The sequence below is a fragment of the uncultured Jatrophihabitans sp. genome (assembly GCF_964244045.1).
GTDB lineage: Bacteria > Actinomycetota > Actinomycetes > Mycobacteriales > Jatrophihabitantaceae > Jatrophihabitans.
The window spans coordinates 1-20,704 of sequence record NZ_CAXTHK010000018.1 but is presented as its reverse complement, the minus strand read 5'-3'; the positions used below and the strand labels follow the sequence as shown (position 1 = coordinate 20,704).

Here is a 20,704-nt window from a genome sequence, read left to right as displayed (position 1 = left end):
ATGACTACTTCACTGGACGGCGCGATCCCAGCCACCGGCCGCGACGCCGGGGTGCCCTGGCACTACGGCGACCCACTGGTCGAACAGCGCCGGGCGGCCCGGTACGCCGGCGTGGTCGACCGCGGCCACCGTGATGTCGTCACGGTCTCCGGCCCCGATCGCTTGCCCTGGCTGCACTCGATCACCTCGCAGCACTTCGCCGCGCTGGCCGACGGCGCGAGCGTCGAGTCGCTCGTACTGTCGCCGCACGGGCACGTCGAGCAGCACTGGCAGGCCACCGAGCTCGACGGGACGGTGTGGATCGATACCGAACCCGGTGCTGCAGCAGACGTGCTCGGCTACTTGCAGAAAATGATCTTCATGAAGCGGGTCGAACCGCGGGACGTGTCTGCCGACTGGTCGGTGGTCTCGCTCATCGGCCCGCAGACCGTTGCGGTGCTCATCGCGGCCGGTCTGCCCGTCCCCGAGCAGGTGGGGCGTGCGATTGCGCTGCCCGACGGTGGATTCGTCCGGCGGATGAGCTGGCCGTCCGACGACGCGGCCGACCTGCTCGTCCCGGCCGATCGGGCCGCGGCCACCGTGGCGACCCTGGCCGCGGCCGGCGCCGAACCCGCGGGTAGCTGGGCCTATGAGGCGCTGCGCGTCGAGGCCCGACGCCCGCGGCTCGGCTTCGAGACCGATCACCGGACCATCCCGCACGAGGTGGGTTGGATCAACCGCGCAGTCCACCTGGACAAAGGTTGCTATCGAGGCCAGGAGACGGTCGCTCGCGTCCAGAATCTCGGCCGCCCGCCCCGCCGGTTGGTGCTGCTGCACCTGGCCGGCGAGTCCGACGAGCTGCCGGAAGCCGGGACGCCGGTCGAACTGGCGGGTCGCGCCGTGGGATTCGTGGGTACCGCCGTGCACCATCACGAGCTGGGTCCGGTGGCGCTGGCGGTCATCAAGCGCTCGCTGCCCGACGACGCTGCCCTACTCGTCGACGGTTATCCGGTGGCCGTCGACTCCGAGGCGTGACCAGAATCGCTAGCTGAGCGCTTGCAATAGTTAGCAGTACTCCGTCAGACTGGGCTCGTGATCGTCGACGGACCCAAGGAGCAGGCCAAGCGCAGCAGCGCGGCCATCGGCGAGTTCATCCGCGACCAGCGCCAGCAGGCCCAGGTCTCGTTGCGACAGCTCGCTCGACTGGCCGGCGTCTCCAACCCCTACCTGTCGCAGATCGAGCGCGGCATGCGGCGGCCGAGCGCCGAGATCCTGCAGCAGATCGCTAAGGCGCTGCGCATCTCGGCCGAGCAGCTCTACGTGCACGCCGGGTTCCTCGACGTCCGCGAGGGCAATCTGGAGCTGGTGGCGGCAATACTCGCCGACGCAGAGCTCACCGAGCGGCAAAAGCAGGTGCTGCTCGACATCTACGAGTCGTTCCGCCGCGAGAACGAACAGCACGGCGGGGCGGACGTCCCCGCAGCCGCCGGTGCGGCCCACGCATCAGTACCGACCGAGTAAGTCCCCGGGACCCGACCCCGGGGCCCGGCAGCCAGCACTACTCACGAGGAGTGAGCCATGTCCATCGCCAGTGACTTCCGTACGTACGCCGACACCGCCGTCGCGCAGGGCAAGACCGCCGTGGCCCAGAGCCGGCAGGTCCTCGACCAGTCGCTCGCCACCGCCCAGGCCCAGCTGAACGACGTGACCGGCACCGCCACGGACTACGCGTCCACGATCGCCGAGAAGGCGACCGAGACCGTCTTCGAGCTGCGCGTCACCGCCGAGAAGGCGATCAACCTCGAGGCCCTCAAGACCGCGGTCGAGCCCTACCTGGCCCATGCCCGGGAGTACGGCACGTCCGTCACCGACCGCGCCGAAGGCGTCCTCACCAACCTGCGCAGCGACAAGCGCGTCGCCAAGGTGCTCGATTCCGCAACGGCCGTCTCCGGAGTCGTGCTCGTGCAGGTCAACGACCGCATCGTCAAGCCCGTCCAGTCGCTGACCGGCATCGGCGTCAAGCCGGCCGCTCCGGCCCGCAAGCCCGCCCCGAAGCCCGCCGTCACCAAGCCGGCCGCTGCCCGAAAGACCGCTGCGCGACCGGCCGCCAAGAAGGCGCCGGCCCGCAAGAGCCCGGCGCGCAAGTCCGCGACCTCCTGACCGAGTCCGCTCAGCACGGCCCCGCCGCCTCGTCGCGGCGGGGCCGTTGTGCGGTCCACCCCACACACCGGCGCTGGGTACGCTGCGCAACATGAACGCCCTTCGCTTCGCTCCGGCCGCCGGAGGCCATGTCCTTGGGTCCTGCGCTCACTGCGTTCGCGCATGACCGTCGTCGACCAGCTCTACCTGTGGACAGACCGCGTCCTGTTCTGGGGTCTGGTCGTGCTGCGGGCCTGGGCGCTGGTCGACTGCCTCACGCGCAAGGCCGCGGCGTTCCCTGCCGTCGACAAGTTGACCAAGCCCGCGTGGTCGGCAATCCTGCTCATCGCCGGCGCCCTCGGGACGCTGCTCAGCAGGGGCGACGATCCGTCCACGGTGTTGAACATCTTCTCGCTGGCCTCGGTCGTCGCAGCCGCCGTGTACCTCGCCGACGTCCGCCCGGCAGTCCGCGAGATCTCGAACGGCCGCTAGCGACACCTCCGGGCCGATCCTCCGGGCCGACGTCGAAGGGCATGCGATGAGCTTGATCGACCGTTACGGGACCCGCCGTGAACTGCCGGCCCAGCTCGACCTGCCACCCGGCTCCAGGCTGCCCAAGGCGGTGCAGACGGTGCTGTTCCTGACGAAGGGACCGTTCATCAGCCCGCGTTGGCAGCGCCGCTTCGGCGACGTGTTCTCGATGGATATCGCGCCCGCGGGCCGCTCGGTGGTGTTGTCGCGGCCCGAGCACGTCCGCGAGATCTTCGCCGGTGCGGCCGACACGTTCCACGCCGGCGAGGGCAACGCCATCCTCGGGCCGATCATGGGCGAGCACTCCGTCCTGCTGCTCGACGAGGAGGAGCACCGCCTGAGCCGCAAGCGCATCATGGCCGCTTTCCACGGCGAGACGCTGCAGGGTTGGAGCGAGGTGGTCGAGCGCATCGCCGCGGATGACGTCGCCACCTGGCCGACGGGGCAGCCCGTCGGCGTGCATCAGCACATGAACGACGTCAGCCTCGAGGTGATCCTGCGGGTTGTGTTCGGGCTCAGCGCAGGCGAGCGGCTCGACGCGCTGCGCCCGCGCCTGCAGCAGCTCGTCCGGGTCGGGCCGATGATCTTTGTGGGTTGGTTGTTCCCGAGGCTGCAGGCCATCGGCCCATGGCGGCGCTTCGCCCGGCTGAAGGACGACGTCGATCGGCTGCTGTACACCGAGATCGCCGAGCGTCGCACCGCCGCCGATCTCGGCGAGCGCACCGACGTGCTGTCCAAGCTGCTGCACGCCGCGCCCGAGCAGAGCGACGCGGAGCTGCGCGATCACCTGGTGACATTGTTGCTGGCCGGGCACGAGACCACTGCGTCGACGCTCGCTTGGACGCTGCACGATCTGGCCCGCCGGCCCGAACTGCTCGCCCGGGTGCAGCGCGCGGCCGACGAGGGCGACGATGCCTACCTCGAGGCGACCGTCAAGGAGTCGATGCGGCTGCGTCCGGTGATCCGCAACATCGCCCGCCGGCTGGCCAAGCCGGCCAGAGTCGCCGGTTACGACTTGCCCGCCGGCGTGATGATCTTCCCGTCCATTGCGCTCGTGCATCAGCGTGCGGACGTGTGGGACGAGCCTGCGGAATTTCGTCCGGAGCGGTTCCTCGGGGCGAGTCCGCCGCCAGCCACGTGGATCCCGTTCGGGGGCGGACTGCGCCGGTGCCTCGGCGCCGGATTGGCCAGCGTCGAGGCCATTGCCGTGCTGAAGACGGTGCTGCGTAGCGTCGACCTGGCGCCAGTCGGGCGTCCCGAGCGGCACAAGGCGCGCAACGTCACGATCGTGCCGGCACGCGGTGCCCGGCTCGTCACGTATCGGCGCTCGCGAGCTGGGTCGCCGGCGATCGGCTGAACCACAGGGCCGCGGCGCTCGCCAGGCCGAGCGCGCCGAGCGCAACGCCGGTGACGACGTCCTGGGGCAGGCCGGTGAAGCCTTGCGGCGTGAGCACGCAGGCGCCGATCGACAAGCCGACGAGGGCGATGCGGGCCTGCCCGGTGGCGAACGGCAGCAGGGTGAGCAAGCCCCACAGCAGGTACCAGGGGTGCAGCGCGGGTGCGAGCAGCCCGAGCCACAGCAGGGCGTAACCGACGCTCAGCCCGAGCGGGCGTCGGCGCACTGTGCAGAGCAGGTAGCCGATGATGCACGCCGCGGCGAGGCCGGCCGTGACCCCGCTGCCCGCGGCGAGGTCGTCGTACGACGCGACGCGAACCACGGCCGACAGGCCCTTCTCGACCGCGCCGACTATCGAGTACGGCGTGCGGTCGCTGGAGAACCGGCCACGCAGGTTGCGCAGCTCGCCCCACACGTCGGACTGGGCCACCATCGGGACGGCCAGAACGACGGCCACGATCACCGAGTCGCGGGCGATCACGGGCCACAGCCGCGCGCGCCGCCGCCCGAACCAGTGCGCCGCGGCGATGATGACCACCGCCACCAGACCCGCTGCGCCGATGCCCGCGCCGAGGGTGGCGAGCACCAGTGCGCGCCACCACCGGCGTTGCGCGGCCGCGAGCAGGCCGGCCAGCACCAGCGCAACCAGCACGGCATCCAGGTGCGGCGAGGACACGACGTAGAGCAGCAGCAACGGGTTCAGCGCGCAGGCCGTCACCGCACCCGCCGGGGTCGTCTCGCCGGGGGAGAGGGCGGCCAGGTCGGCGACGGTGCGGGCGATCCAGACGGCGACCAGGACGCCGATCACCCGCCAGACGACGACGGTGGCGAGCAGGCCGCCATTGCCGATCGACACGGCGAGATGCTGCAACGCCGTGCCGAGCGGCCCCGCCGAGCTGGGCGTGCCGCGCTGGGCCGGGTCGATGGCGGCCACGATGGGGGAATCGCCCAGGCTTGCGGGCCCGACCTGGTACGGGTCGCGACCCGCGCGCAGCAGCCGGCCGTACGCGACGTAGCTGTAGACGCTGGTGTCCATGAGCGGCGGGCCGAGGGCGAACGGCGCGGCCCACACCGCAGCCACCCACCAGACCCGCGTGAGCGGAATGGCTCGCCTCGTGACGAGCCACAACGCTGCCACCCAGAGCACGGCCAGCGTCAGTACGCCGGCGAGCATGATCGATCCCGCCGCGCTGCCGATGGCCGCGCTGCGGACGTCCTGCAGCCCCAGCCACGACGTCAGCGGACGGTCGGCGCGGGCTGCGGTGGCCCGGCCACCGGCAGCAACGACCAGCGCGCCGACGACGAAACCGCTGGCCGCCAGGGTCACCATGGGGTGCTCGCGCAGTTCGCGACGTGCGGCATCGAGGCCCTCGAGGGCCGACTCGAGGAGATCGTTCATGCCGCGCGCTGGTTCATGACGCGAGCCAGTATGAATTATCGGGCTTTACCCGATCCGAACACTTCCTTCGCCTGCCGCGAACGTCGGCCTCGAACACTGGACCGATCGGCCCACCGCGCCGTGTTCAGACAGGAGACCCGATGTATCGCAAGATCCTTGTCGGCGGAGTCACCGCTGCCGCCATCCTCGGCGCGAGCACCGCCGCACTCGCCACTACCGGCTCGGCGTCCACCGGCGGCACGCCGTCGACGAACAGCGCGAAGTCGCCGAACAGCACGAAGCAACACTCCCCGCTGCGGCGCGCCGTGCATGCCGAGATCACCGTGAAGACCAAGAAGGGTTACGTCACCCGCGACCTGATCCGCGGAACGGTGACCGCGGTGTCGGCCACGTCCATCACCGTCCTGGCAGCGGACAAGACCAGCGAGACGTACGCGGTCGGCAAGGCCACCAAGGTCGTCGCCCGCGCCGGGACGAAGGGCGCCAAGCCCGCCACGTCGTCGATCAGCAACGTGACGAAGGGTCGGCACGTCCTGGTCACGGGCACCGGGACGAGCACGCTGACGGCCAAGCGGATCGTGGACCTCGGTACGAAGTAGTCGCACGTCACGCCGGAGGGAGGAGCACCGTGAACCGGGCTCCTCCCTCTGTCGCGTGCCCGGCCTCGATGCGTCCGCCGAGCCGCGTCACCAGGCCGTGGACGATCGCCAGGCCCAGCCCCGTCCCGACCTGACGCACGCCCCGGTAGCGCTGGTGCAGCACGCCCTGGGTGAAGGCCACCGCAAGGTCGTCGTCGGTGAGCCCGGGGCCGCCGTCGCGTACCTCGGCCACCACCGCGCCCAGTACCGGATTGGGTGCTATCGCATCGGGTGCGGGCTCGGCGCGAACCGCCAGCACGACCGGCGCGCCCGCGGGCGTCACTCGCAGCGCGTTGTCGAACAACCCGTCCAGGAGTTGTCGCAACCGCGACGGGTCGGTGTGGGCGAACAACGGCCCGGGCGGCCGCTCGAGGCGGAACTCGACGCCGCCGGCCGCGCTGCGGGCGTGCCACACCTGCGCGGCGTCCTCGGCCAGCGCCCCGACATCGACCACGGTGAGCTCGACCCGGAAATCGTCGGCGTCCAGGCGGGCGAGGTCGAGCAGGTCGCCGACGAGCCGCTCCAGCCGCTGCGCCTCGCCGAGCAGCACCCCGCCGACCCGAGCGGTGTCGTCGGACGGGATCACCCCCTCGGCCATCGACTCGGCGTAGCCGGTGATCGCGGTCAGCGGCGTGCGGAGGTCGTGTGAGACCGAGAGCAAGAACTCGCGCTGCCTGGCCTCGGAGTGTCGCAGCGCGCCGGCGATGCTGTTGACGGCCTCGCTGACCTCGACGACCTCCGCCGGCCCGACCGCGGGCAGCGTGACGTCGCGATTGCCGGCCGCCACCGAATGCGCCGCGGCGGCGGTCCGCCGTAGCGGGCGCGCCAGCCGCCACGCGACAAGCAGGCCGAGCAGCATCGCGGCCACGGCCGCGATGAGCAGGGCGAGCAGCAGGCGGCGCAGCGCGCGCTCGTCCTGGGCCACCGCGTCGATGCGCCGCTGCACCACGACCACGCCGCCGCCGGATGCCGTCGGTCGAGCCTCGACGAAGACGGTCGTGTCACCGAGGTCGCGGGTTGCGGACACTTTCTGCCCGGCCAGCACGGTGGCGATCTCGTCGGCCGTGACCGCGCGGCGGACGAGCCGATTCTTGGTGTTCAGCCGACCGTCGGGTCGCACGACCCCGATCTGAACCTGGAGGTGGCGCAGGGCCGTCTGCAGACGAAGGAGCACCGGACGCCCGGTGCGCGCCTCGGTTGCGACGGACTCCGCGACGTCGGCGAGCCGTCCCAGGGTTTGCTGGGCCGAGTCCGCGCCGGCGTTGCGAATGAGCTGGGTCGCGATCAGGCCGGCCACGAGCGCGGTGACGACCGCGATGCCCACGCTGAGCAGCGCGATCCGGGTGGCGAGTGTCGAATGGCGGGCCCGCATCACTGGGACTCGGCGGCGTAGCCGACGCCGCGCACGGTACGGATCGGGCTGGTCGCACCGAGCTTGGCCCGCAGCTGGGCGATGTGCACGTCGACGGTGCGGGTGCCGGCGACCGATGAGTACCCCCACACCTCGCTGAGCAGCTGCTCGCGGGTGAACACCTGGCCGGGCCGGCGCATCAGGTGGGCCAGCAGGTCGAACTCGGTGGCGGTCAACGCGAATTCGCGTTCGCCCGCGTAGGTGCGCCGCTGCCCGGCGTCGATGGTCAACGCGCCGACGGTCTGTGGCGCGACCCCGGGCACACCCTTCGTCCGGCGCAGTACGCCACCTACCCGCGCCACGAGTTCGCGCGGCGAGAACGGCTTGGTGACGTAGTCGTCAGCACCGAGCTCGAGGCCGATGATGCGATCGACCTCGTCGTCCCGGGCGGTCACGAACAGCACCGGCGTCCAGTCCTCGCCGGCGCGCAGCGCGCGGCAGATCTCGATGCCGTCCATGCCGGGCAGCCCGACGTCGAGGATGATCGCGGCGGGCCGCAGCCGCCGTACGTCGGCCAGGGCCTGAGCGCCGTCGTGCTGCACGTGCACCCCGTAACCGGCCTTCGCGAGGTTCAGCCGGACCACGTCGGCGATCGCCGGCTCGTCCTCGACCACGAGTACCAGGCCTCGCGCATCAGCCACGCCCGAACGGTAGCGCTCAGCGGAAAACCGCAGGTCACGGTCAGATCAGAGCTGTGTTCGGATCGCGAACCACGAACGCCTTGCTACTATTCCGACTAAATCGCTAGGCAAAGTAGCCCGCGTCGAGTGTCGGGTTGCGCGTCGAGTGTCGGGTTATAAGCCGACACTCAACGCGTAACCCGACACTCAACGTGGCAGCCGCGGCGCGAGAAGGAAGCGAGTGTGCATGAGCGGACGTCCGGTGGTCGCGATCGTCGGAGCCGGTGCGAGTGGGTGCCTGACCGCCACCCACGTCGCCCGGACAGCGCGCGCGGCGGGGCGGGCCGTCGAGATCCTGCTCGTCGACCCGGCGCCCCTGGGGCAGGGGCTCGCCTACTCGACGCCCGACCCGCGCCACCGCCTCAACGTGCCGGCCAAGGGCATGAGCGCACTGCCCGATGATCCCGAGCATTTCCTGCGCTGGCTGCGCCGGCACGTCCACCTCGACTTTCCGGCCGGCGGTTTCGCGCCCCGCCTGCACTACGCCGACTACCTGGAGCAGACCCTCGAGGAGTTCACCGGTCCCGACAGCGACGTCCGCGTCGAGCACGTCCGCGACGCGGTGCGCGACCTGCGACGGCACGGCCGCCGGCTACGCCTGACGCTCGCCGACGGCACCAGCCGCCCTGCCGATGCGGTCGTGCTGGCCATGGGGCACGGTGCGCCGTCGGCGTCCTGGGCACCCGAGCAGCTGTGCCGCTCGCCGCACTTCGTGGCCGACCCGTGGCGGGCCAGCTCCGCGCCCACCGTGCGTACCGGCGATCACGTGCTGCTCGTCGGGGCCGGCCTCACGATGGCCGACATGGCGCAGCGGTGGGGCCGTCGTGGCGTCACGCTGCACGTCGCGTCACGGCACGGGATGCTGCCGCTGCCGCACGCCGACCAGCCGCAGCCGCCGGTACCCGCACCGGACCTGCCCGACGCCGCTGCTCTGTCGTTGGCCGAGGTGCGGCGGCTGGTGTTCCGCCACGTCCGCGCAGCCGGCGGCGACTGGCGCCGGGCGATCGACGGCCTGCGTCCGGTCACGTCGGCGCTCTGGTCGGCCATGGACGACGACGCCCGCCGCGGCTTTCTGCGCACCGCGGCGCGACGGTGGGACCGCGTGCGGCACCGCGTCGACCCGGCGCTGTCGGGGTGGCTGCAGCAGCGCGTCGAGGACGGGTCACTGCTCGTGCACGCCGCCGAGGTCACCGACGCCGTCGACGACGGTGATCGCGTGGTGGTCGAATTGTCCGACGGCACCCGGCAGCGTTTCGCGGCGGTCCTGAACTGCACCGGCACGTGCGTGGGCATGCGCTCGAGCGACGACCCACTGGTGCTGAACCTGCTCAACTCCGCAACTGCCCGACCGGGGTCGCTGGACCTCGGGTTCGCCACCGACCACGCCGGCCGGCTGCTGGCCGGCGACGGCGCGTCACCTGCGGTCTGGACGGTCGGCCCGCTGCGCCGCGGCGAGCTGTGGGAGAGCACCGCCATCCCCGAGATCCGAAGCCAGGCGGCCGAGGTCGCGCGCGCTGCGGTCGCCGCGCTTCCGTCGCCGACACTGCAGCGGCGGGTACGCGACCCGTTCGGGCTGCCGCTCACTGCGAGCACCGACGCCGCCGGGCTCTACAACGATGCGCTCGGCAACATCCTGCGGGTGCGGTCCGGTGCCGAGACCCGCCTTCGCGAGGCGCTAGTCGCCGATCCGCAGTTCGCGCTCGGGCACGCCGCGCTGGCCCTGCTCGGCGTCGAGTGGGGCGCCGACGTCGACGTCGAGGCCGCGCTGATTTCCGCGCAGCGTGCCGCCGGGCGCGCCGACGAGCGTGAGCAGCGCTTCGTCGAGGTGGCGGTGCAGCGGGTGCGCGAGCCGGGCGCCGGCTCGGCCGCGGCGTTGCTGGCCTACATCCAGGCCTATCCCGAGGACGCGCTGGCGGTGAGCCTCGCGGTGCCGACCATCGCCTTCGGTGGCGCCACCGAGATCCCGGCCGAGGCGTGGGCCCTCGTCGAGGGCTTGGCGCCGGTCTACGGCGAGCACTGGTGGTACCGCGGCCTGCTGGCCTTCATCCGCCAGGAGCAGGAACGCTACGACGAGGCCCGCGAGCTCGCCGACCTGGCCCTCGCCGCCGAGCCGGCCGCGGGGCACGCGGTGCACGCCCGCACTCACGTCCACTACGAGACAGGCGATCATGCCGGCGGCCTGCGTTGGCTGGATGCCTGGATCACCACGTGCGGAGCCCGCGCCTCGCACCGTGCGCACTTCTCCTGGCACGCGGCGCTGCACGAGCTCGCGCTCGGCGACGACCGCGCGGCCCTCGCCCGCTACACCGAGCAGCTCGCGCCGCCGACGGTCACCGGCGTGCGTGCCCTCGTCGATTCGGCGTCGCTGCTGTGGCGCGGTCACGCGGCCGGGGCGTGGGAGGCGGTCGACGTCGCACCCGTACTGGCCACCGTCGAACCCAGGTTGCTAGCCGACCCGCCGACGCCGTTCGTCGCCCTGCACGCGGCCATCGCCCTCACTGCCGCCGGTGACGTGCAGGGGCTGGCACGGTTGCGTCGACGAGCCGCCGAACGCACCGACCCGGTGTTTCGCGAAACGGTCGCGCCGCTGGCCGACGCGCTGGTGCACCTCGTCCTGGGCGACGCCGACCGGGCTGCGGACGCCCTCGCCGAGCTGCGCGGCGTCGAACGGCTGGGCGGCAGCGCCGCGCAGCGCGAGATCGTCCAGGACACCCTCGTACTGGCCGCCGTTCGCTGCGGGCGGGGCGAGCTCGCCCGGCGCATCCTGCACGCGCGGCTCGACCGGCGGCCGTCACCGCGCGACGTCCAGCGCAGCCTCGGCCTGCACTGACCCCTCGCGCGCTTGTCCGTCGAGATGGTCGTGCGCGGGCGCTGATTTGCGACCATCCCGACGGACAAGTGCGGGGAGACCGCCGTCAGCCCGACAGGATCAGGCAACTGCTCGTGCCGGTGGACAGCAGCCGTCCCGCCGCATCCTCGATGCGTGCCTCGGCCAGCGCGGTGCGTCGTCCTAAGTGGGTGACCGTGCCCGTGCAGCGCAGCATCCCGGCACCGAGTCGAGCGGCGCCGAGGAACTTCACCGACAGATCGAGGCTGGTGTAACCCACGCCCTCGGGGAGCATCGTCTGCACCGCGCAGCCGAGGGCGGAGTCCAGCAGCGTGGCGTACACCCCGCCGTGGACGGAACCGATCGGGTTGAAGTGGTACTCGGCCGGTTCGACGGTGAACACGCACCGCCCGGCCTCGGCCGCCTCGACCGCGAAGTTCATCAGCCGGGCGATCGGGGGCGCCGGTATCTCGCCCGCAGCGATGCCCTGGATGAACTCCAGACCGGTCCGGCCCTGCGCGGCGGCGGCCGTGTGCATCGGGTCGTCCCAGGTGAACGTCCTGGTGCGCTCGTCGTCCATGACCTCACCGTATCTGACTTCGTTATCCCGAAGCCAGACGTCGGGAGGCGGGTGCGCGAAGTGCGGCTCGACGGGGCATGCTGGTAGTCATCGGTACTCGCCAGTAGCAACGCCCCGAAGGAGCGCGCATGGACATCGCCCTGAGCAAAGAGGAGCGTGCGTTCGCCGAGCGCATGCGCACGTTCTTCCGCACCGAGATCCCCGAGGAGATCCGGGCGAAGGGTGCCCGCGGCGAGCACGCCAGCCGCGACGAGATCGTCACCAGCCAGCGCATCATGAACGAGCACGGCCTGGCTGTGCCGCACTGGCCGACCGAGTGGGGCGGCCAGGATTGGACGCCGGTGCAGCGCCACCTGCACGCCGAGGAGATGCTGCTCGCGCACGTCCCGCCGCCGCTGGCGTTCAACACCCAGATGATCGGCCCGGTGATCGCGACCTTCGGCAGCCAGGAGATCAAGGAACGTTTCCTGCCCAAGACGGCCAACCTCGACATCTGGTGGTGCCAGGGCTTCAGCGAGCCGAACGCGGGTTCGGACCTCGCGTCGCTCAAGACCATTGCGGTGCGCGACGGCGACCACTACATCGTCAACGGCCAGAAGACGTGGACGACGCTGGGCCAGCACGCCGACTGGATCTTCAACCTGGTGCGTACCGATCCCACCGTGAAGAAGCAGCGGGGCATCTCGATGCTGCTGATCGACATGAAGTCGCCCGGCGTGACCGTCCGTCCGATTCAACTGATCGACGGCGGTTACGAGGTCAACGAGGTCTTCTTCGACAACGTCAGCGTGCCGGTCGAGAACCTGGTCGGCGAGGAGAACTCCGGCTGGGACCAGGCCAAGTTCCTGCTCGGCAACGAGCGCACCGGTGTCGTCGCGGTGGGTCAGACCAAGGCGCGCATCCAGCGCATCAAGCGATTGGCCGCAGCGACGACCGAGAACGGCAAACCGTTGCTCGACAACCCGCTGTTCAAGGCGCGGCTCACCAAGCTCGAGGTCGAGCTGACCGCAATCGAGATGTCGGTGTTGCGCGTGCTCGACGCCGAGGGTCGAAACGGCCCGGGCAAGCCCGACCCGGTGTCTTCGGTGCTCAAGCTCAAGGGCTCTGAGCTGCAGCAGGAGGCCACCGAACTGCTCGTCGACGTCCTGGGCCCGAACGCCCTGGCCTACCGCGAGAACCTCGACGTCCCGGACGGCTTCGCCGCGCCGCCGGAGGGTTCGCTCGATGCGTTCCCGACCTACTTCAACTGGCGCAAGGCCTCGATCTACTCGGGCTCGAACGAGGTCCAGCGCACGATCATCGCCAAAGCAATCCTCAAGTTCTGACTTTTCACCCATAAGAGGAAGACGACCGATGGAACTCGAACTCAACGACGAACAGCGGATGCTCGCCGACGCGGTGAACAGCCTGCTGGAGAAGCGTTACGACGCGAACACCCGGTTGCACCTGCTCGAGCAGGACGAGCTGGGCTGGTCACGCGAGATGTGGAAGCAGTACGCCGACCTCGGCCTGCTCGGCCTCACCTTCGACGAGCAGTACGGCGGCGCCGGAATGGGCGTCGACGAGCTGTACGTCGTCATGGAGTCCTTCGGCAAGGCGCTGGTGCTCGAGCCGTTCGTGGCCACCGTCGTCCTCGGCGGGTCCCTCGTGGCGGCCGCCGGCACCCCGGAACAGAAGCAGCAGATCCTGCCCGGTGTCGCCGGCGGCGAGACGCTGCTTGCGTTCGCAGCCACTGAGTCCGGCTCGCGCTGGTCGCTGACCGACATCGCCACCACGGCCACGCCCGGCGACGGGGAGTCGTGGACGCTCAGCGGAGAGAAGACGGCGGTGCTCGGCGGCGACGTCGCGGACCACCTCGTCGTGACCGCCAAGACCGACGACGGCACGGTAGGGCTCTTCCTGGTTGATGCAGCGGACGTCACGAAGTCGACGTACCGCCTGCAGGACGGCCTCGGCGGTGCTGACCTGCTGTTCGCCGACACCCCGGCCACGGCGCTGGGCCCGGTCGCCGACGCGCTCGGGCACATCGAGTCGGTGCTCGACACCGCGACGGCCGCCGTGTGCGCCGAGGCGGTCGGAGCGATGGAGAAGATGCTCTGGCTGACCGTCGACTATCTGAAGACGCGCGTCCAGTTCGGCCAACCGATCTCGGTGTTCCAGGCCCTGCAGTTCCGCGCCGCCGACATGTACGTGTCCTACGAGCAGGCCAAGAGCATGGCCATGCTGGCACGGCTGGCGCTCGCCGACGACGACGCCACTGAGCGGCACCGTTCGGTCAGCGCAGCCAAGGTGCAGATCGACCTGTCCGCGCGGCACGTCGGCCAAGAGGCCATCCAGCTGCACGGCGGCATCGGGATGACGATGGAGTATCCGGTGGGTCACTACGTCAAGCGCACCGCCGTCATCGGCAAGACGTTCGCCGACAGCGACCTGCTACTCGAGGTCGTGGGTGCCGGAGGCGGGATCGTCCGCGAGAGCTGACCCCCCTCGCTGATCAACAGCACTGAAACGTCGTCCTACGACGTTTAGGTGCTGTTGATCAGCAGGGGTTGGCGTCAGGAGGCTTGAACGACGACGGCGTAGTGGCCGATTCCGACGAGCGCCTTGCCGGGTACGGCGGTCTCGCCGACGTGCACGCTGACGATCTCGCCGGTGACCGGGTCGAACTCGACGTCCTGCACCGTGCCGAGCTCGTCGCCGTTGGTGGTCAACACCCGCTTCTTCAGGACGTGGTTGCGCTTGTCGAGCAGCGGTGCGAGGTCCTCGCCAGCCGCGACGATCTTGCCGGCGTCGGCGACCGTCACCGCGTCGGTGCCGAAGGCGGTGATGTCGTTCCAGTGCAGGGTGTCGCCGGAGTTGGTCTTCTTCAGCTGCAGGGCGACGAGGTACGGCCCGCGCACATCGACGACGAAGCCGTGAATCTTGCCTACTGTCTCGGCGTTACTGGTGCTGACGACCTTGCGCCCATCCGCTTCGTTGAAGGTCGTCATGAGGTCCGCCCGAGCTGGGCGCGGAAGTCGGTGACGGCGGCGCCGAAGCCGGCGAGATCGTGCCCGACGAAATCCTTGGCACTGGCCGGAACCATGAGGTGCTGGCCGGACGCGGCAATGGTGTCGGGCAACGGGATGAGCACCTTCTGGCCCCTGGTGCCGAGCGCCTCGGACGCTTCGACCTCGTAGCCCACGACGTCGCACTGCCCGCCGTACTCGCCGGTGACCTCGAGGACGACGTCCACGACCTTGCCGAGGTCCACACCGGTGTCGGTGAGGACCTGCGAGCCGAGCACGTTGCCGCCCGATCCACCGCCGGCCGCCGACGCGTCGAGCACTGCCTCAGCGGCTTCGAGTGAGTTCTCGTCGCGAATCATTACCGCGTCCGGACCGAGCGCGGCAACCGACGACCAGGACAGGCTCTGCTTCAGCGGCCCGGCGAACAGCCCGCGCCCGGCCAGGGTGAAGCCGCCGACCGCACCGCCGCCGGCGGAGTACACGATGTCCTTGATCTGCGCGACATCGTCGCCCGCGAAGGTGACGACCGGCCGCTTGGTGATCTCGGAAGTCCGCATCAGCTTGCTCATCGAAGTTTCTTCCTACCGGCGGGGCGGGACGGATCGACGATGACCCCGCCACGTCGACGGCGGGCCTGGATGAACAGCGCAGCCGCGACGATCAGGATCACCACCACGACGACGATGATCAACCAGATGTACCAGTCCATGTCCGGTGCCTACCCGCGGCGCGTCGGGTTTCAACGCGCCATTGGTCACTGGGCACCCTGGCTCCGGCTTCGTGCTGCACGATCGGGGTGCATCGACGCCGGGGTGACCGGTGTGATTGCATCGGTGAAGCGAGGTGCCCGGTCTCGGGTGCGCGAGCAGGAGGCGCAATGACAACCGTCGAGCAGGCATCCGACGCGATCCGGGGCAGCATCCTGGGCACCCGTGTGCGGCGCACCGAGGACCCGGGGTTCCTGACCACGGGCGCGGTGTACACCGAGGACCTGGTGGACGAGCGGTTGACGGGAGCGCTGCGCGCGACCTTTGTCCGCTCACCAGTGGCGCACGCCCGAATCGTCTCGATCGACACGTCCGGCGCGCAGGCCGCCTCCGGAGTAGTGGCCGTCTACACCGCGCAGGACCTCGACACCCCGCCGCAGCCGCCGGCGATGCCGTTCTTCGACCCGGCGTTCTCGCAGCCGCTGCTCGCCGACGGCGTCGTGCAGTTCGTCGGTCAGCCGGTGGCGATCGTGCTCACTGACGACCGCTACGCCGGCGAGGACGCGGCCGAGCTGGTGGACGTCGACTACGACCCGCTGCCGGCGGTCGTCGACCTGAAGCAGGCGCTGGCCGGGGAGACCCTGCTGTTCCCCGATGCCGGCACGAACGTCGTGATGAATCAGGCGGCCGAGCCGGCTGAGGACTTCTTCGCCGACTGCGCCGTGGTGGTCAGCCGCGAGATCGTGAACCAGCGGGTGGCGGTGGCTCCGCTGGAGGTACGGTCCGCCGCGGCCGCGTGGGGCGAGGACGGCCGGCTGACGGTCTGGGTGCCGAACCAGGGCGCGCAGGGCAGCAAGCGGGCCGTCGTCGGGATGCTGGGCCTGCCGGAGGAGCAGGTCCGCATCATCACACCGGCCGTGGGCGGAGCCTTCGGCGCCAAGTTCGGTGCCGACCCCGAGGTCGGCGTGGTGGGCTGGGCGGCGCGTCGGGCGGGTCGTCCCGTCACCTGGGTCGAGACGCGTTCCGAGAACATGGTGGCGATGACCCATGGTCGTGGGCAGCTGCAGACCCTGACGATCGGTGGCGACGCCGACGGCACGGTCAAGGCGTACCGCCTGCACGTGATCCAGGACAGCGGCGCCTTCGCCCGCATGGGGGTGGTGCTGCCGACGCTGACCCTGCTCATGGCGCCGGGCGTCTACGACATCCCGAAGCTCGAACTCGCCTTCGACAGCGTGGTCACCAACACGACGCCCGTCGGCGCCTACCGGGGCGCCGGCCGACCTGAGGCGACGGCCGCGATCGAGCGGGCCATGGACCTGTTCGCTGCCGAGATCGGCATGGATCCTGCGCTCGTCCGCGAGAAGAACCTGCTGCCGCCGTTCACCGAACCGCACACCTCGGGTGGTGGCGCGCTCTACGACTCGGGCGACTACCCGATGGCGCTGCGCAAGGTGCTCGAGGCGGCCGACTACGACGGGCTGCGGCGCGAGCAGGCCGCCCGGCGTGATCGCGGCGAGACGGTGCAGCTGGGCATCGGCGTCAGCGTGTACGTCGAGATCACCGGCGCGGGCATGGAGTCCGGCGACCCGCACGAGAACGCCACCGTCGAGATCCACCCCGACGGCAGCGCGACCATACTCACGGGTACGTCGCCGCACGGGCAAGGGCACTCCACCGTCTGGGCCATGCTGGCCAGCGAGGAGTTCGGCATCCCGATCGACAAGATCACCGTCAAGTGGGGCGACACCGACCTGATCCCCGAGGGCGGCGGGACGGGCGGGTCGCGCTCGCTGCAGCAGGGCGGCGCCGCGGTGCGTCAGGCGTCGCGTGAGCTCATCGAGCTGGCCAAGACGCGCGCGGCCGACGTCCTCGAGGTCGACCCTGGCGACCTCGTGGTCGATCACGGCGCGGCGGGACTCACCGTCGTCGGCGCGCCGGGCACCGGGGTGTCGTTCGCATCGCTGGCCGAGAACGAGCGGCTCTTCGTGCGCAGTGTGTTCACCGCGCCGGGCGCGACGTACCCGTTCGGGGCACACGTTGCTGTGGTCGAGGTCGACACCGAAACGGGCAAGGCCACGCTGCAGCGACTCATCGCTCTCGACGACGCCGGGACGATCATGAACCCGCTGCTGGCGGAGGGACAGCGGCACGGTGGGCTCGCCCAAGGTGCGGCACAGGCTTTGCTGGAAGAGGTGCTGTACGACCCGGACGGCAACCCGACCACGACGACGCTGGCCGACTACCCGATCGTGTCGATCACCGAGGTGCCCAGCTTCGAGCTTGTCGCCTCGGAGACGCCGACGACCTACAACTCGCTCGGCGCCAAGGGTATCGGCGAGGCCGGGACGATCGGCGCCACCCCCGCCGTGCAGAGCGCGGTGATCGACGCCGTGGCTCATCTCGGCGTACGACACATCGACATGCCGACAACATCCTTCCGGGTATGGAGAGCGATCAACGAGGTGCGTAGCTGATGCAGGTGTCGATGACCGTTAACGGTGAACAGCGCACGGACGACGTCGAACCCCGGTTGCTGCTGGCGCACTACCTACGCGACACGTGCGGTCTGAAGGCCACCAACATCGGCTGTGACACCACCTCGTGCGGGGCCTGCACGGTGCACATCGGTGGAGAGTCGGTGAAGTCGTGCACGGTGCTGGCCGTACAGGCCGACGGCACATCGGTGACCACGCTCGAGGGTCTGGCGGCCACGGCCGGCGATGCCGCCGTCGACGGGTTGCACCCCATGCAGGCCGCGTTCCGCGCCGAGCACGGCCTGCAGTGCGGCTTCTGTACGCCGGGCATGGTCATGGCGGCCACCGCCTTGCTGCAGGACAACCCGCACCCATCCGAGACCGAGATCCGCGAGGGGCTCGAGGGCAACCTCTGCCGGTGCACCGGCTACCACAACATCGTGCGAGCGGTGCAGCACGCTGCCTCTGGGGCGGACGCATGATCCCCGCGGCGTTCGACTACGTACGGGCCGGCTCCGTCGACGAGGCCGTGGCCCTGCTCGGCGAGCACGGCGAGGACGCCAAGCTGCTGGCCGGCGGGCACTCGCTGCTGCCGATGATGAAGCTGCGGTTCGCGTTCCCGTCGGTGCTCATCGACATCGGACACATCGCCGACGGTTCGTACGTCCGCGTCGAGGGCGACGAGGTGGCGATCGGGGCGCTGACCCGGCACGTCGAGCTCGTCCGCTCCGCGGTGCTCGCTGCCGAGGCGCCGCTCATCGCCAAGGTGGCCGCCTACGTCGGCGACCCGCAGATCCGCCACCGCGGCACCATCGGCGGCTCGGTGGCGCACGCCGACCCCGCCGCCGACCTGCCTGCCGCCGTCCTCGCCTCGGACGCGACGATCGTCGTCCAGGGCCCGGGCGGGCGGCGCTCCATCGGCGCCGCAGAGTTCTTCCAGGGCTACTTCGAGACGGCCATGACGCCCGACGAGATGCTCGTCGAGCTTCGCGTACCGCGCACCGGGCCCGCCGGCGCCCACTACGAGAAATTCACTCGCCGGGCGAACGATTGGGCGATCGTGGCTGTGGCCACCGTCGCCGGCCGGGTCGCCATGGCCAACATGGGCGGCGCACCGCTGCGGGCCGAGGCCACCGAGGCTGCTCTGCTCGACGGCGCGTCGATCGAGGACGCCGCCGCGCTTGCCGCCGAGGGCACTACGCCGGTCGAGGACATGCACGCCGACGCCGGCTACCGCCAGCACCTCGCGCGCGTGCTCACCCGACGCGCGTTGGCCGCTGCGTCCTGACACTTCGTCGATCGTGAAGGTGCCGCGAGAACTCCCGGGCAGCCCGGCCAGCGCGGTGTACGGCACCATCCTGGTCGCCGGACAGCTCGCCGTCGAGAGCGGGACGGACGACTCGACCGGTCAGATCCTCGGTTCGCTTGCGGCTACGTTGATCGTGTTCTGGCTGGCGCATGCATACACCGACACGCTCGGCGGGGTCATCGGCGGCGCCGATGGCGTCGACGGTGAGCAGCCGTCGCTGCGGCGCGCGTTGCGGGTCGAGTGGCCGATCGTCGAGAGCGGCATCGTGCCGGCTGTGGTGCTGGGGCTGGCTGTGCTGTTCGGGGCCGCGACGCGAACGGCGACGGGCGCGGCCTTGATCGTCGCCGCTGTGCAGATCGTGGGGTGGGCGCTGCTCGCTGCACGGCGGGCCGGTGCGCGCGGTCTACGACTCGTCGGCTTCGTCGGGGCGTCCGCCGTGTTCGGGATCGCGCTCGTCGTGCTCAAGTACTTGATCCACTGAACGCTCCTACTCCCGGACACCTGTTTACTCCCCGGGGAAGCGCACGCCGAGCTGAGCGCGGACCTCGTCGAGTGCCTGCATTATGCGCAGCGTCTCGTCGAGCGGCAGCAGGTCCGACTCGGTGCGACCCTGCTCGAGCAGCCGCGCGAACTCGGCGGCCTGGTAGGCCAGCCCATGCTCGCGTGCCGGCGGTTCGTGGCGGTCGAGTTCGCGGTCGTCGGGGTCGATGAGCCGCACCGTGTTCGGCCGGTAGAACCAGCCGTTGACCTCGAGCCGCGCGGCGGTCCCGGACACCGACGCCGCGCAGGGCGTCTTGACCAGCATCGTCGAGGACAGCGTGCCGATTGCGCCGGTCGGCGAGACGACTGCGATGGTCTCGCTCGCGTCCACGCCCGTTTCGGCCAACGTGCCCGTGGCGCGGACGGTGGCGAAGCCGCCGAGGGCCAGGTGCGCGAACGACACCGGGTAGATCGCGAGGTCGAGCAGCGCACCGCCGGCCAGCGCCGGATCGGCGAGACGTTGCGGGCCGCCCGGGTACAGCTGCTGGCCGTGATCGGCCTCGACCGCGACGACGTCGCCCAGTAACCCCTGCTCGAGGCACTGCCGGACCACGTCGAGGTGCGGCAGGAACCGCGTCCACATCGCTTCCATGGCAAGCAGACCGTGCCGCCGCGCCGCGTCGATCACGTCCTTCGCTTCGGCCGCGTTGCGGGTGAACGCCTTCTCCACGAGCACCGGCTTGCCCGCCTCGAGCGCGAGCAACGCATGGTCGCGATGCTCGGAGTGCGGGCTGGCCACGTAGACGGCGTCGATGCCGTCGTCGGCCACGAGCTGCTCGTAACTGCCGTACGCCCGCTCGACGCCGAACTCGTCGGCGAAGGCCTGCGCGCGGTCCTGCGCGCGCGACCCGACCGCCGTCACGCGAGACGCGGTCGTGGCGTGCAGGGCGGCCGTCCAGTCACGCGCGATCCCGCCGGGCGCGACGATGCCCCACCGGATGGCCGGGGCGCTCTTGGGATCAGGGGTCCGGGGAGCAGGCAGCGACGTCATGGTGCCCATCATGTTCCAAGGCTCTGGGGCATGCGAATGGGGAGAGTCCCGCCGAGTGGTGTAAGTCGGGTTCCTGATCGTGGTGACCGGTG

21 protein-coding genes are annotated in these 20,704 nt (G+C 70.7%); 13 read left to right on the top strand and 8 right to left on the bottom strand.

Annotation, left to right across the window (positions count from 1 at the left end; translation table 11 throughout):
• From ACFFC4_RS13920 to ACFFC4_RS13900, 5 genes are all read left to right on the top strand, one after another.
• On the top strand, nucleotides 1-1,014 hold the full coding sequence (locus ACFFC4_RS13920; protein WP_375501848.1) for a YgfZ/GcvT domain-containing protein: 1,014 nt from the start codon (nucleotides 1-3) through the stop codon (nucleotides 1,012-1,014).
• 57 nt (nucleotides 1,015-1,071) lie between these two features.
• Nucleotides 1,072-1,500 (top strand): helix-turn-helix domain-containing protein, encoded by a 429-nt coding sequence (locus tag ACFFC4_RS13915; protein WP_375501846.1) that lies wholly within the window; start codon nucleotides 1,072-1,074, stop codon nucleotides 1,498-1,500.
• A 57-nt stretch (nucleotides 1,501-1,557) separates the two neighbouring features.
• A complete protein-coding gene (locus tag ACFFC4_RS13910) occupies nucleotides 1,558-2,139 on the top strand; it encodes a hypothetical protein (protein ID WP_375501844.1) in 582 nt (193 codons plus the stop codon).
• 162 nt (nucleotides 2,140-2,301) lie between these two features.
• Nucleotides 2,302-2,610 carry a DUF2516 family protein gene (locus tag ACFFC4_RS13905; RefSeq protein ID WP_375501842.1) on the top strand — a complete coding sequence of 103 codons (309 nt, stop codon included), beginning with the start codon at nucleotides 2,302-2,304 and terminating at the stop codon, nucleotides 2,608-2,610.
• Between the two features lie 46 nt (nucleotides 2,611-2,656).
• Nucleotides 2,657-4,006 (top strand): cytochrome P450, encoded by a 1,350-nt coding sequence (locus ACFFC4_RS13900; protein ID WP_375501840.1) that lies wholly within the window; start codon nucleotides 2,657-2,659, stop codon nucleotides 4,004-4,006.
• Here the strand turns inward: ACFFC4_RS13900 and mptB are convergent.
• The gene (gene mptB, locus ACFFC4_RS13895; protein WP_375501838.1) at nucleotides 3,963-5,444 is read right to left on the bottom strand and encodes a polyprenol phosphomannose-dependent alpha 1,6 mannosyltransferase MptB; all 1,482 of its coding nucleotides are present in this window, start codon (nucleotides 5,442-5,444) and stop codon (nucleotides 3,963-3,965) included. The two genes, ACFFC4_RS13900 and mptB, sit on opposite strands and share 44 nt — an antisense overlap.
• A gap of 140 nt (nucleotides 5,445-5,584) precedes the next feature.
• Here mptB and ACFFC4_RS13890 point away from each other — a divergent pair, with 140 nt between their 5' ends.
• Nucleotides 5,585-6,043 (top strand): hypothetical protein, encoded by a 459-nt coding sequence (locus tag ACFFC4_RS13890; RefSeq protein ID WP_375501836.1) that lies wholly within the window; start codon nucleotides 5,585-5,587, stop codon nucleotides 6,041-6,043.
• Nucleotides 6,044-6,050: 7 nt separating this feature from the next.
• Here the strand turns inward: ACFFC4_RS13890 and ACFFC4_RS13885 are convergent, their stop codons facing one another.
• Nucleotides 6,051-7,454: a sensor histidine kinase gene (locus tag ACFFC4_RS13885; protein WP_375501834.1), complete on the bottom strand. Its 1,404-nt coding sequence runs from the start codon at nucleotides 7,452-7,454 to the stop codon at nucleotides 6,051-6,053.
• Nucleotides 7,454-8,134: a response regulator transcription factor gene (locus ACFFC4_RS13880; protein WP_375501832.1), complete on the bottom strand. Its 681-nt coding sequence runs from the start codon at nucleotides 8,132-8,134 to the stop codon at nucleotides 7,454-7,456. Before ACFFC4_RS13880 ends, ACFFC4_RS13885 begins: the two co-directional genes overlap by 1 nt.
• Before the next feature lie 226 nt (nucleotides 8,135-8,360).
• On the opposite strand from ACFFC4_RS13880, the gene ACFFC4_RS13875 reads away from it, so the two are divergent.
• The gene (locus ACFFC4_RS13875) at nucleotides 8,361-11,003 is read left to right on the top strand and encodes an FAD/NAD(P)-binding protein (RefSeq protein WP_375501830.1); all 2,643 of its coding nucleotides are present in this window, start codon (nucleotides 8,361-8,363) and stop codon (nucleotides 11,001-11,003) included.
• An 85-nt stretch (nucleotides 11,004-11,088) separates the two neighbouring features.
• Here ACFFC4_RS13875 and ACFFC4_RS13870 read toward each other — a convergent pair whose 3' ends face one another.
• The gene (locus ACFFC4_RS13870; protein WP_375501828.1) at nucleotides 11,089-11,580 is read right to left on the bottom strand and encodes a PaaI family thioesterase; all 492 of its coding nucleotides are present in this window, start codon (nucleotides 11,578-11,580) and stop codon (nucleotides 11,089-11,091) included.
• Nucleotides 11,581-11,708: 128 nt separating this feature from the next.
• Between ACFFC4_RS13870 and ACFFC4_RS13865 the strand changes: the two genes are divergently transcribed.
• Nucleotides 11,709-12,905, top strand: coding sequence for an acyl-CoA dehydrogenase family protein (locus ACFFC4_RS13865; protein WP_375501826.1), 1,197 nt, complete (start codon nucleotides 11,709-11,711; stop codon nucleotides 12,903-12,905).
• Nucleotides 12,906-12,933: 28 nt separating this feature from the next.
• A complete protein-coding gene (locus ACFFC4_RS13860; protein WP_375501824.1) occupies nucleotides 12,934-14,061 on the top strand; it encodes an acyl-CoA dehydrogenase family protein in 1,128 nt (375 codons plus the stop codon).
• 74 nt (nucleotides 14,062-14,135) lie between these two features.
• On the opposite strand, the gene ACFFC4_RS13855 is transcribed toward ACFFC4_RS13860, so the two are convergent.
• From ACFFC4_RS13855 to ACFFC4_RS13845, 3 genes are read right to left on the bottom strand one after another with little or no spacing between them, the layout of a single operon-like run.
• Entirely contained in the window at nucleotides 14,136-14,570 is a 435-nt protein-coding gene (locus tag ACFFC4_RS13855) for a PRC-barrel domain-containing protein (protein ID WP_375501822.1), read from the bottom strand.
• On the bottom strand, nucleotides 14,567-15,157 hold the full coding sequence (locus ACFFC4_RS13850) for a PRC-barrel domain-containing protein (RefSeq protein ID WP_375501820.1): 591 nt from the start codon (nucleotides 15,155-15,157) through the stop codon (nucleotides 14,567-14,569). The genes ACFFC4_RS13855 and ACFFC4_RS13850 overlap by 4 nt, the downstream gene beginning before the upstream one ends.
• Complete coding sequence (locus ACFFC4_RS13845; protein ID WP_375501818.1) at nucleotides 15,154-15,297, bottom strand: hypothetical protein; 144 nt, start codon at nucleotides 15,295-15,297, stop codon at nucleotides 15,154-15,156. The genes ACFFC4_RS13850 and ACFFC4_RS13845 overlap by 4 nt, the downstream gene beginning before the upstream one ends.
• Nucleotides 15,298-15,465: 168 nt before the next feature.
• Between ACFFC4_RS13845 and ACFFC4_RS13840 the strand changes: the two genes are divergently transcribed.
• From ACFFC4_RS13840 to ACFFC4_RS13825, 4 genes are read left to right on the top strand one after another with little or no spacing between them, the layout of a single operon-like run.
• Entirely contained in the window at nucleotides 15,466-17,772 is a 2,307-nt protein-coding gene (locus tag ACFFC4_RS13840; RefSeq protein ID WP_375501816.1) for a xanthine dehydrogenase family protein molybdopterin-binding subunit, read from the top strand.
• Nucleotides 17,772-18,254: a (2Fe-2S)-binding protein gene (locus ACFFC4_RS13835; protein ID WP_375501814.1), complete on the top strand. Its 483-nt coding sequence runs from the start codon at nucleotides 17,772-17,774 to the stop codon at nucleotides 18,252-18,254. The genes ACFFC4_RS13840 and ACFFC4_RS13835 overlap by 1 nt, the downstream gene beginning before the upstream one ends.
• On the top strand, nucleotides 18,251-19,060 hold the full coding sequence (locus tag ACFFC4_RS13830; protein WP_375501812.1) for an FAD binding domain-containing protein: 810 nt from the start codon (nucleotides 18,251-18,253) through the stop codon (nucleotides 19,058-19,060). The genes ACFFC4_RS13835 and ACFFC4_RS13830 overlap by 4 nt, the downstream gene beginning before the upstream one ends.
• Nucleotides 19,061-19,073: 13 nt before the next feature.
• Entirely contained in the window at nucleotides 19,074-19,562 is a 489-nt protein-coding gene (locus tag ACFFC4_RS13825) for a hypothetical protein (RefSeq protein ID WP_375501810.1), read from the top strand.
• A 24-nt stretch (nucleotides 19,563-19,586) separates the two neighbouring features.
• On the opposite strand, the gene ACFFC4_RS13820 is transcribed toward ACFFC4_RS13825, so the two are convergent.
• Nucleotides 19,587-20,612 carry a Gfo/Idh/MocA family protein gene (locus ACFFC4_RS13820; protein ID WP_375501808.1) on the bottom strand — a complete coding sequence of 342 codons (1,026 nt, stop codon included), beginning with the start codon at nucleotides 20,610-20,612 and terminating at the stop codon, nucleotides 19,587-19,589.
• Between the last annotated feature and the right edge of the window lie 92 nt (nucleotides 20,613-20,704).

Bases quoted from the DNA above. Each gene is read 5' to 3' on its own strand.
- ACFFC4_RS13920 (WP_375501848.1), top strand. From the start codon at position 1: ATGACTACTTCACTGGACGGCGCGATCCCAGCCACCGGCCGCGACGCC.
- ACFFC4_RS13910 (WP_375501844.1), top strand. From the start codon at position 1,558: ATGTCCATCGCCAGTGACTTCCGTACGTACGCCGACACCGCCGTCGCG.
- ACFFC4_RS13905 (WP_375501842.1), top strand. From the start codon at position 2,302: ATGACCGTCGTCGACCAGCTCTACCTGTGGACAGACCGCGTCCTGTTC.
- ACFFC4_RS13900 (WP_375501840.1), top strand. From the start codon at position 2,657: ATGAGCTTGATCGACCGTTACGGGACCCGCCGTGAACTGCCGGCCCAG.
- mptB (WP_375501838.1), bottom strand. From the start codon at position 5,444: ATGAACGATCTCCTCGAGTCGGCCCTCGAGGGCCTCGATGCCGCACGT.
- ACFFC4_RS13890 (WP_375501836.1), top strand. From the start codon at position 5,585: ATGTATCGCAAGATCCTTGTCGGCGGAGTCACCGCTGCCGCCATCCTC.
- ACFFC4_RS13885 (WP_375501834.1), bottom strand. From the start codon at position 7,454: ATGCGGGCCCGCCATTCGACACTCGCCACCCGGATCGCGCTGCTCAGC.
- ACFFC4_RS13875 (WP_375501830.1), top strand. From the start codon at position 8,361: ATGAGCGGACGTCCGGTGGTCGCGATCGTCGGAGCCGGTGCGAGTGGG.
- ACFFC4_RS13870 (WP_375501828.1), bottom strand. From the start codon at position 11,580: ATGGACGACGAGCGCACCAGGACGTTCACCTGGGACGACCCGATGCAC.
- ACFFC4_RS13865 (WP_375501826.1), top strand. From the start codon at position 11,709: ATGGACATCGCCCTGAGCAAAGAGGAGCGTGCGTTCGCCGAGCGCATG.
- ACFFC4_RS13860 (WP_375501824.1), top strand. From the start codon at position 12,934: ATGGAACTCGAACTCAACGACGAACAGCGGATGCTCGCCGACGCGGTG.
- ACFFC4_RS13855 (WP_375501822.1), bottom strand. From the start codon at position 14,570: ATGACGACCTTCAACGAAGCGGATGGGCGCAAGGTCGTCAGCACCAGT.
- ACFFC4_RS13850 (WP_375501820.1), bottom strand. From the start codon at position 15,157: ATGAGCAAGCTGATGCGGACTTCCGAGATCACCAAGCGGCCGGTCGTC.
- ACFFC4_RS13845 (WP_375501818.1), bottom strand. From the start codon at position 15,297: ATGGACTGGTACATCTGGTTGATCATCGTCGTCGTGGTGGTGATCCTG.
- ACFFC4_RS13840 (WP_375501816.1), top strand. From the start codon at position 15,466: ATGACAACCGTCGAGCAGGCATCCGACGCGATCCGGGGCAGCATCCTG.
- ACFFC4_RS13835 (WP_375501814.1), top strand. From the start codon at position 17,772: ATGCAGGTGTCGATGACCGTTAACGGTGAACAGCGCACGGACGACGTC.
- ACFFC4_RS13830 (WP_375501812.1), top strand. From the start codon at position 18,251: ATGATCCCCGCGGCGTTCGACTACGTACGGGCCGGCTCCGTCGACGAG.
- ACFFC4_RS13820 (WP_375501808.1), bottom strand. From the start codon at position 20,612: ATGACGTCGCTGCCTGCTCCCCGGACCCCTGATCCCAAGAGCGCCCCG.